The sequence below is a fragment of the Acidimicrobiales bacterium genome (assembly GCA_035294085.1).
Lineage (GTDB): Bacteria > Actinomycetota > Acidimicrobiia > Acidimicrobiales > Bog-793 > DATGLP01.
Window position 1 is genome coordinate 50,180 of record DATGLP010000030.1, and the last position, 12,208, is coordinate 62,387.

12 protein-coding genes are annotated in these 12,208 nt (G+C 74.0%); 4 read left to right on the forward strand and 8 right to left on the reverse strand.

Going from position 1 to position 12,208, the window contains the following annotated elements:
• Window positions 1-136: 136 nt before the first annotated feature.
• Genes VKV23_11255 through VKV23_11265 form a run of 3 tightly spaced genes read right to left on the reverse strand, consistent with a single transcriptional unit; the run spans window position 137 to window position 2,999 of the window.
• Window positions 137-532 (reverse strand): nuclear transport factor 2 family protein, encoded by a 396-nt coding sequence (locus VKV23_11255; GenBank protein ID HLI16611.1) that lies wholly within the window; start codon window positions 530-532, stop codon window positions 137-139.
• Between the two features lie 20 nt (window positions 533-552).
• The gene (locus tag VKV23_11260) at window positions 553-1,962 is read right to left on the reverse strand and encodes an amidohydrolase family protein (GenBank protein ID HLI16612.1); all 1,410 of its coding nucleotides are present in this window, start codon (window positions 1,960-1,962) and stop codon (window positions 553-555) included.
• On the reverse strand, window positions 1,959-2,999 hold the full coding sequence (locus VKV23_11265) for a zinc-binding dehydrogenase (GenBank protein ID HLI16613.1): 1,041 nt from the start codon (window positions 2,997-2,999) through the stop codon (window positions 1,959-1,961). The genes VKV23_11260 and VKV23_11265 overlap by 4 nt, the downstream gene beginning before the upstream one ends.
• A 143-nt stretch (window positions 3,000-3,142) precedes the next feature.
• Between VKV23_11265 and VKV23_11270 the strand changes: the two genes are divergently transcribed.
• Window positions 3,143-4,528, forward strand: a complete 1,386-nt coding sequence (locus tag VKV23_11270; protein ID HLI16614.1) for an amidohydrolase family protein — start codon at window positions 3,143-3,145, stop codon at window positions 4,526-4,528.
• On the opposite strand, the gene VKV23_11275 is transcribed toward VKV23_11270, so the two are convergent.
• Window positions 4,488-5,468: an LLM class F420-dependent oxidoreductase gene (locus VKV23_11275; protein HLI16615.1), complete on the reverse strand. Its 981-nt coding sequence runs from the start codon at window positions 5,466-5,468 to the stop codon at window positions 4,488-4,490. The two genes, VKV23_11270 and VKV23_11275, sit on opposite strands and share 41 nt — an antisense overlap.
• Before the next feature lie 95 nt (window positions 5,469-5,563).
• Between VKV23_11275 and VKV23_11280 the strand changes: the two genes are divergently transcribed.
• Together VKV23_11280 and VKV23_11285 are read left to right on the forward strand one after the other, a co-directional pair.
• Entirely contained in the window at window positions 5,564-6,430 is an 867-nt protein-coding gene (locus VKV23_11280) for an IclR family transcriptional regulator (protein ID HLI16616.1), read from the forward strand.
• Window positions 6,431-6,437: 7 nt separating this feature from the next.
• Window positions 6,438-7,478: an aldo/keto reductase gene (locus VKV23_11285; GenBank protein HLI16617.1), complete on the forward strand. Its 1,041-nt coding sequence runs from the start codon at window positions 6,438-6,440 to the stop codon at window positions 7,476-7,478.
• 24 nt (window positions 7,479-7,502) lie between these two features.
• Here VKV23_11285 and VKV23_11290 read toward each other — a convergent pair whose 3' ends face one another.
• From VKV23_11290 to VKV23_11300, 3 genes are read right to left on the reverse strand one after another with little or no spacing between them, the layout of a single operon-like run.
• Window positions 7,503-7,796, reverse strand: a complete 294-nt coding sequence (locus VKV23_11290) for a Dabb family protein (protein ID HLI16618.1) — start codon at window positions 7,794-7,796, stop codon at window positions 7,503-7,505.
• On the reverse strand, window positions 7,793-8,575 hold the full coding sequence (locus VKV23_11295; GenBank protein ID HLI16619.1) for an aldolase/citrate lyase family protein: 783 nt from the start codon (window positions 8,573-8,575) through the stop codon (window positions 7,793-7,795). The genes VKV23_11290 and VKV23_11295 overlap by 4 nt, the downstream gene beginning before the upstream one ends.
• Window positions 8,572-10,038 (reverse strand): aldehyde dehydrogenase family protein, encoded by a 1,467-nt coding sequence (locus VKV23_11300; protein ID HLI16620.1) that lies wholly within the window; start codon window positions 10,036-10,038, stop codon window positions 8,572-8,574. Before VKV23_11300 ends, VKV23_11295 begins: the two co-directional genes overlap by 4 nt.
• 70 nt (window positions 10,039-10,108) lie before the next feature.
• On the opposite strand from VKV23_11300, the gene VKV23_11305 reads away from it, so the two are divergent.
• Entirely contained in the window at window positions 10,109-11,194 is a 1,086-nt protein-coding gene (locus VKV23_11305; protein HLI16621.1) for an NAD(P)-dependent alcohol dehydrogenase, read from the forward strand.
• A 64-nt stretch (window positions 11,195-11,258) separates the two neighbouring features.
• Here the strand turns inward: VKV23_11305 and VKV23_11310 are convergent.
• Window positions 11,259-12,208: SRPBCC family protein (locus VKV23_11310; GenBank protein HLI16622.1), on the reverse strand; the 950-nt coding region annotated here is incomplete at its 5' end.

Consider the following 12,208-nt stretch of genomic DNA (forward strand, 5'->3'; position numbering starts at 1 on the left):
AGCTAAGCGGAAGCGGCCATCTCTGTCAACGATGGCGGGACGCCATCATGAGAAATGGAACGCGCTTCGCCGCGGGGCGTCCGCCGGCGATTGTGGCAGCAACGTCCCGCTCGCGCCGGGCGGGCCGCTGGAGCGATCAGCGCAGGCCGACCTGCTCCTCGAAGTCGACCCCGTCGCGGTAGTCGACGCGGTGCGCGATCAGGCCGTCGCGCACCGTGAAGCGGAAGACGCCGCGGATGCGGAAGGGACGGCGCGTCCCGGCGACGGCGTAGCGCGCCGACATCGCGTAGGCGACGACGACCCGCTCCCCCTCGGCGACGACGTCCTCGACCTCGTAGTGCAGGTCCGCCATCGACTCGAAGAAGCCCGGGAGGCGCCGCCGGTACTCCTCGCGCCCTCGAAGGCTCGTCCCGCGCGCGCTGACGTGCTCGTTGAAGAAGTCCTCGGCGACGTGCGCGCAGACGGCGCCCGGGTCGTGGGCGTTGAGGGCCGCGAGGTAGCTCACGACGACCGAACGGGGCTCCTCGGACATCCCCTCCTCCTCTGCCAGGTTCACCGGTGCGGCCAGCGCGGCCGCGCCGCGAGGCCGGCGCGCGCGAGCACCTGGCGTGCCGCCTCGCCCGCCCGCGCGTAGAGGCGCTCCTCGTCGACGCTCGTCAGCCGGTAGCCCTCGACGACCTTGCGCCCGTCGACGAACACCGTGTGGACGCTGCGTCCGTCGACCGAGTAGACGAGCTGGCGCGCCACGTCGTGCAGCGGCGTCCACTCCGGCCGGTCCCGGTCGTGGAGCACGAGGTCCGCCTTCTTGCCGACCTCGATCGAGCCGATCTCGTCCTCGGCCAGCATGGCGCGTGCCCCGTTGAGGGTCGCCATCTCGAGCACCTGCTCGGCGGGGAAGACGGACGGGTCGCGCCGGGCGTCCTTGAAGAGGCCGGCGACGAGGTACGCGGCGCGGTAGCCGTCCGCGTAGTTCGACGCGTTCGCGCCGTCGGTGCCGATGCACACGTTGGCGCCGGCAGCGGCCATCTCGGGCATGCGGCCGCACCGGCTCACCCCGTAGGCGACCTTGAGCGCGGTCGTCGGGCAGTGCGCGACGCTGCAGCGCCGCGCGCCGAGCAGGGCGACCTCCTCGTCGTCGACGTGCACGAGGTGGACGAGGAGGGTGTCGGGGCCGAGCACGCCGAGGCGGTCGAGGTGGACGACCGGCCGCTCGCCGTAGCGTGCGAGGAACCACTGCGGGTCCGAGGGCGCGGGCGACAGGTGGAAGTTGATGCCCGCGCCGTAGCGGTCGGCGAGCTCGCGCGCGGCGCGCCACAGCTCGTCGCTCGCGGTCGAGTGGCCGACCAGCATGACCCAGCCCTTGATGCGGCCCTCGTCGTGGCTGCCGTGGCGCACGAGCACCTCCTCGAGCGCCGCGATGGCTTGGTCGGTGCTGAGGCGAAAGCGCGCCGGCTCGGCGGGCAGGTCCCACACGCGGCGGCCGACCCGGGCGCGGATGCCCACCTGCGAGAGCGCCTCCACCACGGCGTCGAGGTGCCACCCCGTCGCTGCCTCGACGAAGCTCGTCGTGCCCGACCGGAGCAGCTCGGCCGCGCCGAGCTGCGCGGCGAGCAGCTCGTCCTCCTCCCGGTACGCCGCCGCGAGCGGGCTCAGCCAGTGGAAGACGTTCTCCTCGAACGCGGTGTCGTCGGGGACGACGCCTCGCGTCAACGGCTCAGTCGACACGTGCAGGTGCGCGTTCACGAGCCCCGGGACCACGACGAAGCGCCGGCCGTCGACACGCGCTCGCGCCTCGAAGCGCCGGGCGAGGTCGGACGCCTTCCCCACCGCGACGATGCGCGTCCCGGCGATCGCCACGCTCGCGTCGACGAGGACCTCGCGCGCCGCGTTCATCGTCACGACGAGCGCACCCTCGATGAGCGTGTCGACGCGCTCGCGCACCGGAGCGGCGGGCTCGCTCACGGGACGAGCACGACCTTGCCGAACACCTCCCCGCTCTCGAGCCGGACGTGCGCGTCGGCAGCGGCCGCGAGCTCGAAGACGCTGTCGATGACCGAGCGGAAGCCGGACCGCCAGCACTCCTCGAGCATCGGCCCGAAGTCCGCGTGCGACTGCACCTTCGCGCCGAGGATCTCGATCCCGAGGTGGTAGACGGTCGGGAGCCGCAGGCGGACCTCGGCGCCGGTCGTCGTGCCGCACACGACGAGTCGGCCCTCCCGGCGCAGCGAGCGCAGCGACAGCTCGAAGACCGCCGGCCCGACGTGGTTGAAGACGACGTCGGCGCCGCCGCCGGTCGCCTCGAGCACCGCCTCGGCCGCGTCCGGACGCGTCTCGTCGATGCCCACGTCGGCCCCGAGCTCGAGCGCTCGCGCGAGCTTCGCCGGCGAGCGCGACGTCACGATGACGCGCGCCCCGAGGTGCTTCGCGATCTGGATGGCGAGCACGCTCACGGCGCTCCCCGCCCCGTGGATGACGACCTGCTCGCCCGGTCGCAGGCGCGCCGTGCCGACGAGACTGCGCCAGGCGGTGACGCAGGCGGTGGGGACGGCCGCCGCCTCGACGTCGCCGACCCCCTCCGGGATGGGGAAGACGTGGCTCCCGGGCACCGCGCAGCGCTCGGCGTAGCCGCCGGGGCGGTTGCCGCCGATCGTCGTCGGGTTGGCGCAGGCCCGGTCGTCGCCCGCCCGGCAGGCGGCGCAGGCGCCGCACGCCACGCCGGCCTTCACGACGACGCGCCGGCCCACGAGCGCGGGGTCGACGCCGTCGCCCACCTCCACCACCTCACCGGCGATGTCCATGCCGGGGATGTGCGGCAGGCGGAAGCCCGGGAGCAGCGGCGGCCCCTCGCGCTGGAGGAGGTCCAGGCGGTTCACGCCCGCCGCGCGCACCTCGACGACCACCTCGCCCGGGCGCGGCACGGGATCGGCGAGGTCGACGAGCTCGAGCACCTCCGGACCACCGTGGACAGCGTGCTGGACCGCCTTCACGGCGCCCGCCACCTGCCACGCGCGCCAGCGCCTCGCACCCGGCTCTCCGTCACGGCCGCCCTCCCTGCTCCCGGTCCCAGGCTATCCTCTCGCGTTCCAAGATATTGTCTCGCATCGCGAACGCACGTACGCTGGCGGCGCGCCGGGGAGGGAACGTGAGCGAGCACCCGGACCTCATCATCGTCAACGGGCGCCTCGTCACGATGAACGCGCGTCGCGAGGTGCTCGTGGACGGCGCGATCGCCATCGCCGGCGAGCGCATCGCGGCGGTGGGCGGGACGTCGGAGCTGCGCAGCCGCTTCCCCGGCACCCGCGAGCTCGACGTCGGCGGGGGCGTCGTGCTGCCCGGCTTCGTCAACGCCCACCAGCACGTGACCGGCGGACCGCTCACCTGGAGCTGCATCCCCGACGACCTACGGCCCGGCCAGTCGATCTTCGAGTGGGCCGTGCCGCTGCACGACGCGGAGCGACCCGAGGACGAGGAGCTCTCGGCCACCCTCGTGGCCGCCCAGAGCCTGCGCAACGGGGTGACGACCCTCGTCGAGCCCGGGACGGTCGGCGCCCCCGGCCCCGTCGCGCGCGGCCTGGCGGCCGCCGGGATCCGCGCCACGGTCGGGATCTGGGGCTGGGACATCGAGCAGGGACCGTTCGCCGCGCCGGCCGCCGAGGTGCTCGACCGCATCCGTGACGTCCTCCTCGCCTACCCCGCGGGCGGCACGATCGAGGGGTGGGTGACGATCATCGGCCACAGCCTCGCCTCCGACGAGCTGCTCGTCGGCGCCGCCGAGCTCGCCCGGGACTTCGGCGTCCACATGACGATGCACCTCTCGCCGACCTCGTCGGACCCCGAGGTCTACCTCGAGCGGACGGGCAAGCGACCGGCCGTCCACCTGCGCGACCTCGGCGTGCTCGGCCCCCACCTGCTCCTCGGCCACGCCGTGTGGCTCGACGACGCCGAGGTCGAAGCGATCCTCGCCTCGAGGACGGCCGTCGCCTACTGCCCCTGGGCCTACCTGCGCCTCGGCCAGGGCGTCGCCCGCAACACCCGCCATGCGGAGCTGTTCCGCGCCGGTGGGCGCGTCGCCCTCGGCTGCGACTCCGTGAACGCCGGCGACGCGCCCGACATCCTGCGGACGGCGGCGCTCGCGGCGGGCCTCGCCAAGGACCAGCGCGTCGACGCCACCTGGTTCGGGGCGCACGAGGCGCTCGAGATGGCGACGATCGCCGGGGCGGAGGCGATCGGCATGGCCGAGCGCATCGGCTCCCTCGAGGCCGGCAAGCTCGCTGACCTCGTCGTCCTCGACGCCGCTGGACCGCAGTGGGCTGCCGAGGGCGACCCGGCCCTCAAGCTCGTCTGGTCGAGCGACGGCCGCGACGTCCGCCACGTCTTCGTCGCCGGCCGTCAGGTCGTGCGCGACGGACAGCTCCTCACGCTCGACGAGGCGGCGCTGCGCGCCGAGGTCGCCGAGGCCTCCCGGGCCCTGCTCGCCCGGGCCGGCCTCACGCCCCCGGTGCGCTGGCCGGTGCTGCGCGGTGGCTGACGGCGCCACGCTCCGGGACGAGGCGCGAGGCGACCTCCTCGGCGAGCAGCTCCAGGTGGCCGAGGTCGGAGAGGTCGAGGACCTGCAGGTAGGCGAGCTGCGCGCCGGCATCGGCGTAGGCGGCGAGCGCGTCCGCGACCGTCGCAGGCGTCCCCACGAGGGCGTGGTCGCGCAGCACCTCGAGGGCCGGCCCCATCCGCTCGCGGCGAGCCGCGAGCTCCGCTCGGCTCCGCCCGCAGCAGACGGTGAGCGCCACGGAGAACACCGGCGGGCTCGGCCGGCCGGCGCGCGCGCACGCCTCGCGCACCCGCTCGACCTGCGCGGCGTACTCGGCGACCGACGGGAAGGCGACGTTGAACTCGTCCGCGTAGCGCGCCGCGAGCGCCGGGGTGCGGCGAGCGCCGTGGCCGCCGATGATGATCGGCGGGTGCGGCCGCTGCGCTGGGCGCGCGAGCGCGGGGTTCGCCTCGAGCCGGTAGTGCCTGCCCGCGAAGGAGAAGCGCTCGCCCTCCGGTGTGCGCCACAGCCCGGTGAGCACGGCGAGCTGCTCCTCGAGGCGCTCGAAGCGCTCGGCGAGGCTCGGGAAGGGCACGCCGAACGCCACGTGCTCGGCCGCGTACCAGCCCGTGCCGAGCCCGAGCTCGACGCGCCCGCCGCTCATCGCATCGACCTGTGCCACCGCCACGGCGAGCGGACCGGGGTGGCGGAAGGTCGCCGCGCCGACGAGGGTGCCGAGCCGGATGCGTTCGGTCTCGCGGGCCAGGCCCGCGAGGGTGATCCACGCGTCCGTCGGCCCCGGCCTGCCGTCGCCGGCGAAGTGCAGCAGGTGGTCCGAGGTGAAGAAGCCCTCGAACCCGCAGCGCTCCGCCGCGCGCGCCGCGGCGAGCAGGTCCTCGTAGGTCGCTCCCTGCTGGGGCTCGACGGAGATCCGCGTCCGCACCGATCCCTTCTATCATGGCTGCCTGGTCCTCGCGGAGGATCGTCCATCCGCCGGGGAGGCGGCCGGAGGCCACGAGCTGTCCGGCACGGGAGACCATGACGAGCGAGCCGAGCGAAGAGCGCGCCGAGGGCTTCGTCGGGCCGCTTCGCGCGGAGATGACGCCGACCATCCAGTCCGTCGAGCGCGCCGCGCGGATCCTCAACTTCTTCACCGTGAGCCGGCCTCGCCTCAGCCTCACCGAGATCACGGCGCGCCTCGGGATGAGCAAGGCGACGGCGCACCGCTACGCCATGGCGCTCCGCCAGGTCAACCTGCTGCGCTACGACCCTGCGGCCGCGGAGTACACCCTCGGCCCCCAGGTGCTCGTGCTCGCCGCCGCGGCGCGCGCCGGACTGCCGATCATCGGCATCGCGGGCCCGATCATGGAGGAGCTCGTGCGCGAGGTCAACGAGACCGTCGTGCTCAGCGTGTGGGAGGGCGAGGCTCCCGTCGTCGTGCGCGTCGACGACGGGACCGAGCGGATCATCCGGGTGAGCGTGCGCGCCGGCTCGCGCCTGTCCCCGTTCGAGTCGGCTCAGGGCCGGGTGTTCTGCGCCTTCCTGCCGGAGGGCTCGGTCGCCGGGCTCGAGGACGAGCTCGCCCGCTCGCCGCGCCTCAAGAGCGACCTCGACGCGATCCGCGAGACCGGCCTCGCCGTCAACTTCCCCAACGTGCACGGCGTCCGCACGATCGCGGCGCCCGTCTTCGGCGCCTCGCGCATCGTCGCCGTCGTCGCGCTCGTCGGCACCACGGCGACACTGTCCGACGACCTCGCCTCGCCGGCCGCGAAGGCCCTGCAGCGCGCCGCGAAGAAGCTCAGCGAGCTGCACGGGATGGAGCAGGCAGCCGGCGAGGTGGTCGAGCTCGGGCGCGCGGCCGCGGGCGGCCGGACGGACGTGGACAGGGACGTCGACAGGAGGTGAGGTGACGATGCGCTACCGGACGCTCGGGCGCACCGGGATGCAGGTGAGCACCCTGTGCCTCGGTACGATGATGTTCGGCGCCTGGGGCAACCCCGACGAGGCGGCGTGCCGGCGCATCGTCGACCTCGCCCTCGACGCGGGCATCAACTTCGTCGACACCGCCGACGTCTACGACCGCGGCGTCTCCGAGGAGATCGTCGGGCGCGCCCTCGAGGGCCGGCGCGACCGGGTCGTGCTGACGACGAAGGTCTTCAACCCGATGGGCGAGGACCCGAACGAGCGGGGCGCCTCGCGCCGCTGGATCGTCGCCGAGGTCGAGGCGAGCCTGCGCCGTCTGCGGACCGACTGGATCGACTGCTACCTCGTCCACCGGCCCGACCCCGCGACCGACCTCGACGAGACGCTCGGCGCGATGAGCGACCTCGTCCACGCCGGCAAGGTCCGGGCCATCGGGTGCTCGACCTTCCCCGCCGAGCTGCTCGTCGAGGCCGACTTCGTCGCACGCGCCCGGGGCCGGGAGCGCTTCGCCGTCGAGCAGCCCCCGTACTCGATCTTCGCCCGCGGCATCGAGGGGCACGTCCTGCCCACCGCCCAGCGCCTCGGGCTGGGGGTCATGGTGTGGGCGCCCCTCAATGGGGGATGGCTCTCCGGCAAGTACCGGCGAGGCCGCGACGTGGCGCCGGACGCCCGGGCGGTGCGCGAGGCCGAGCACTTCGACTGGGGCAGGCCCGAGGCGGAGGTCAAGCTCTCCCTCGTCGAGCAGCTCGAGAAGCTCGCCGCGGAGGCGGGCTGCTCGCTCGCGCACCTCGCGCTCGCCTTCGTGCTCGAGCACCCCGCCGTCACGTCGGCGATCATCGGGCCGCGCACGCCCGAGCAGCTCACCTCCCTGCTCGGGGCCGAGGAGGTCGTGCTCCCCGACGCGGTGCTCGACCGCATCGACGAGCTCGTGGCGCCGGGCACCGACGTCAACCCGATGAACGCCGGCTACGTCCCCCCCGCGCTCGTCGAGCCCTCCCTGCGCCGCCGGCGCGCCGGGCCGGCACGCTGAGGCCGGCGCGCACGGCGCGCCGCTTCAGTCCTCGACGGTGACGATCACCCGGCCGTCGATCGCGGGGCGGAAGCGCTCGGCGACGAACGCCTCGTGGGTGTCGCTGTTCAGGTACTCGAGCAGCTCCGCCTCGGTGTCGAACTCGACGACGAGCGCGTGGGTGTAGGTGCGGTCGCGCTGGGAGATGTTCTCCCCGACGTAGAAGCGGCGCATCGCCGGGTAGCGCTCGGGGAAGGTCGCTAGCTCGTCGAGGACTGCCTGGCGGGCGGCTGCCGGAAGGTCCGGCGCGAACCGGAACGCGACGAGGTGCCGGATCACGGTCCCTCCCTCCTCCCCCCGGCCCGCAGCTGCGCCCCTGCGGCGAGCAGGGCCTCTCGGAGCAGCTGGAGGTCCGAGCCGTACACGACGTAGCGCGCGCCCTGCTCGACGAGCGCGCCGTAGCCGGCGGGACCGCCCGCGAAGCCACCGAAGCCGACGCCGGCCAGCGCCGCTGCCTCGGCGATCTCGGCGATGCGGGCGGCGACACGGGGGTGGTCGACGGCGCCTGGCTCCCCGAGGTCCACGGAGAGGTCCGTCGTCCCGACGAAGGCGACGTCGAGGCCGGCGACGATGTCCCCGAGCGGGTCGTCGGTCGTCGCCGTCTCGATCTGGCCGATGAGCAGCGGCGGGTCCTTGCGCTGCTCGGCGAGGTACTCGCCGAGCGCGACGCGCCCGTAGCCCGCCGCGAGGTGCGCGCTCGAGACGCTCCGGGTCCCCTCGGGGGCGTAGCGCAGGGCGGCGCGCAGCGCCTCGACCTGCGCGACCCGCCGCACGCTCGAGAGCTGCACCCCGGCAGCGCCCGCCTCGAGGAGGCGGTTGACGAGGCCCGCGTCCACGCTCGGCACCCGTGCCAGCGCCGCCAGGCCGAGCGCCGTGGCGTGCCGGATGAGCCGGCTCGCCGCAGCGTCGTCGATCTGGCTGTGCTCGAGGTCGACGACGACCGCGTCGAAGCCGGCGGCCGCGACGAGGTCGACCGACTCGAGGCTCTCGAGCTTGCAGAAGGTGGCGACGACCCGCTCGCCGGCGCGCACACGCGCGCGGAAGGCGAGGCCGCTCATCTCGGCGCGAGCCGGATCGTGACCGCCTTCTCCTGGGTGTACTCGAGGACGGCGTTGTAGCCGCCGCCGTGGTTGAAGCCGCTCTCCTTGGCCACGTTGAACGGTAGGCCGAGGATGTTCGAGTTGGCGAACTCGTTGATCGACACCTGGCCGGAGCGCACCTCGCGAGCGACGCGAAGCGCCCGGGAGAGGTCGTTCGTCCACACCGAGACGAGCAGCCCGTAGGGAGCGGCGTCGACGAGGCGCAGGGCCTCGTCCGTCGTCGCGAACGGCTGGGCGGCGAGCACCGGACCGAAGATCTCCTCCCTCGCGATGCGCATCGACGAGTCGACGCGGTCGAACAGCGTCGGGCGCACGAACCAGCCGCGCTCGAGCTCGGGGCCGGTCGCCGGTCCGCCGCCCGTGACGAGGCGCGCCCCCTCGGCCAGTCCCGACTCGATGTAGCCGAGCACCCGCTCGTACTGCGCCTCGTTGATGAGCGGCCCCATGTCGAGGTCCTCGTGCCAGGGGCCGAGGCGAAGCTTGTCCATCGTCGCCGCGACGCGCTCGACGACCTCGTCGTAGACCGAGGCCTCGACGAGGAGCCGGGACCCCGCGTAGCAGTTCTGGCCGGCGTTCTCCGTGATCGACTCGACGATGACCGGCACCGCCTCGTCGAGGTCCGCGTCCGCGAACACGACGTTCGGGGACTTGCCGCCGAGCTCGAGGCGAACCGGCTTCAAGTTCTCCGCCGCCGCCCGCATCACCGAGCGTCCGGTCACCGTCGAGCCGACGAAGGAGATGTGGTCGACGTCCGGGTGCGACGTGAGCGCGATGCCTGCCTCGGCGCCGAGCCCGCTCACGACGTTCAGCACGCCGGGCGGCATCCCCGCCTCGACGGCGAGCCGGGCGAGGGCGAGCGCGACCAGCGGGGCGTTCTCCGACGGCTTCACGACGACCGTGTTCCCGCAGGCGAGCGCCGGCGCCGTGCCCGAGCAGAGCATGATCGCCGGCACGTTCCAGGCGATGACGAGGGCACACACGCCCCACGGGTCGCGCCAGGTGAGGCCGGTGTGGTCCGGCGAGCGCGAGGGCAGCGTCGCCCCCATGACCTTGTCGGCGAGGCCCGCCCCGTACTCGAGGTTCCCCCGCGCGATCTGGATGTTGAGGCGGCCCGCCGACAGCGGCTTGCCGACGTCGCGTGCCTCGATGCGCGCCAGCTCCTCGGCGTGCTCGCCGATGAGCTCGGCCCAGCGCCGCAGGATGGCGCCGCGCTCGGCCGGCGAGCGACGGGCCCAGGCCGGGAAGGCGGCCCGCGCCGCCGCCACCGCCGCGTCCACGTCGCGTGCGGAGGCACGCGCGACGTCGGCGATCGGCTCCCGTGTCGCCGGGTCCAGGTCGACGAAGGTCCCGCCACCCTCCGGCGCCCGCCACTCCCCGGCGACCAGGATGCGGTCGCCGGCAACCTCGAGGGAAATGCTCATGGCCGATTCTTGAACCGACTGGTCCCAGATGTCAAGATCGCGTCATGCAATGCGAAGCGCCTGCCCAGCCGTGACGCACGCCCGCGCCGCCGTGCTGCGGACCCCGGGAGGCCCGCTCGCCCTCGAGGAGATCGAGATCGAGGACCCTCGGCCCGACGAGGTCCTCGTCCGGCTCGTGAGCGTCGGCATCTGCCGCACGGACACCCACGCCCTGCGCGAGGTGGCGCCGCCGGCCGTCCTCGGGCACGAGGGCGCCGGCGTCGTCGAGCGGACCGGTGCGAACGTCACCAAGGTCCACGTCGGCCAGCCGGTGGCGCTCACCTTCCACTCCTGCGGGACCTGCCCCCGCTGTCTGCGCGGCCAGGTCGCCTACTGCGACCGCTTCCTCCCCCTCAACTTCTCCGGCCGTCGACCGGACGGCTCGAGCGCGCTCTCGGCGAACGGCGAGGCGATCGCCGGCCACTTCCTCGGCCAGTCGAGCTTCGCGACCCACGCGCTCGCGCACGAGCGCAGCGTGGTGCCGCTCCCCGACGACGTGGACCTGCGCCCGATCGGGCCGTTCGGCTGCGGCTTCCAGACCGGCGCGGGCGCCGTGCTCAACGCCCTGCGCCCCCGGGCGCGCTCGAGCCTCGCCGTCTTCGGCGCCGGCGCCGTCGGACTGGCCGCGGTCGCGGCGGCGGCCCTCGTCGGGGCCGACCCGATCGTGGCCGTCGACGTCGTGCCCGAGCGCCTCGAACGGGCGCGGACCCTCGGCGCGACCGAGGTCGTCGACGCTCGACGCGAGGACGCGGCCCGCGCGCTCGCCGACCTCGCGCCCGGCGGCCTCGACTTCAGCCTCGAGACCACGGGTGCCGCCTCGGTGCTCGCCGTGGCCGTCGGCGCCCTCTCGACGCGCGGCGTGTGCGGCGTGATCGGCGCTGGGGGGAGCCCGGAGATGGTCCTCGACTGGCGCACCGTGCTCAACGGCCGGACGGTGACGGGCATCATCGCTGGCGACAGCGTGCCGGACCTCTTCCTCCCCGAGCTCGTCGCCCTCTACCGCGCCGGTCGCTTCCCGGTCGACTCGCTCATCGAGTACTTCCCGTTCGAGGACATCAACGCCGCGCTCGAGGCGAGCGAGGCCGGGCGGGTCGTGAAGCCGGTCCTGACCTTCTGACGCGGCGAGCACGGCCTGGCCCGGTCGGCGAGGCCGAGCCGGCGCGGCGCTGCCGGACCCTGCCTCAGCGGCCCGCCGAGCCCGGCGTGTCGAAGAAGCCGTCGTTCCCGCAGACCATCGAGTCCCAGGTCCGCCAGAAGTGCCGGATCCCGGCCTCGTCGATCGTGCGCAGCGGGCCGCCCCGCAGCTCGGCGTCGATCCCGCGGGAGATGTCGTTCCAGTCGACGCCGTCGCGCCGGTCGTCGGCCGTCGCCTCGATCCCCCGCTGGATCGCCTCCTGGGCCTCGAGGTCGTCGGGCGTCGCGAGGCCCCCGGGACCGATGAAGCTCACGAGCGTCTTCAGGCGCAGCCCGGTCGTCTCCGCCGGCTCGTCGATCGGCGCGAGCGCCCAGGCGCTCACCTCCGTCCGGTTCGGCGCAACCGGCTCGAGCAGGCGGATGGAGATGCTCTCGATGTCGAACAGCAGCAGGTTCGGGAACATGTACGTCGTGTGGAAGCCGTCCGCGAGGTAGCTCGCGTACTCCTCCCCGAAGCGCTCGACGAGCCGGGCGCGGTTCGCCTCCGTCCTCGCACGCTCCGCCTCGCCGAAGCGAGGCTCCCAGGCCAGCCCGATGCGACCGCCGTGGCCCGCCTGCACCGAGGCCACGTGGTTGTTGTGGATCTCGACGGAGCTCACCTCGTCGGAGGTGGTGAAGCCGGTGGACTTCAGGTACTCGAGGAAGGTGATGTGGCTCGGCGAGAAGTGGTAGCCGTCGGTCGCGTTCTCCACGAGGAGCTTCCAGTTGGCGCGTGCCGTGTAGCGCTGGGTCCCCGGCAGGACGCGCATGCCGACCTCGGACATGTTCGCGACGAGCTCGAAGAACTTCGCCGCCCCCCCGAGGTACTCGGCGAGCGGCGGCGCCTGCTCGTTGAAGGTGATGAAGACGAAGTCGTGGAGGATCTCGAGGCCGGCCACCGGCCGCAGCCCGAGGCGCTCGCGAAAGCCGGAGTCGCTCGGGTAGGCGTCGGGCGAGG

Excerpts from the sequence above, each read along its gene's own strand:
- VKV23_11295 (HLI16619.1), bottom strand. The coding sequence starts at position 8,575 with ATGAGCGGCCTCGCCTTCCGCGCGCGTGTGCGCGCCGGCGAGCGGGTC.
- VKV23_11255 (HLI16611.1), bottom strand. The coding sequence starts at position 532 with ATGTCCGAGGAGCCCCGTTCGGTCGTCGTGAGCTACCTCGCGGCCCTC.
- VKV23_11280 (HLI16616.1), top strand. The coding sequence starts at position 5,564 with ATGACGAGCGAGCCGAGCGAAGAGCGCGCCGAGGGCTTCGTCGGGCCG.
- VKV23_11285 (HLI16617.1), top strand. The coding sequence starts at position 6,438 with ATGCGCTACCGGACGCTCGGGCGCACCGGGATGCAGGTGAGCACCCTG.
- VKV23_11300 (HLI16620.1), bottom strand. The coding sequence starts at position 10,038 with ATGAGCATTTCCCTCGAGGTTGCCGGCGACCGCATCCTGGTCGCCGGG.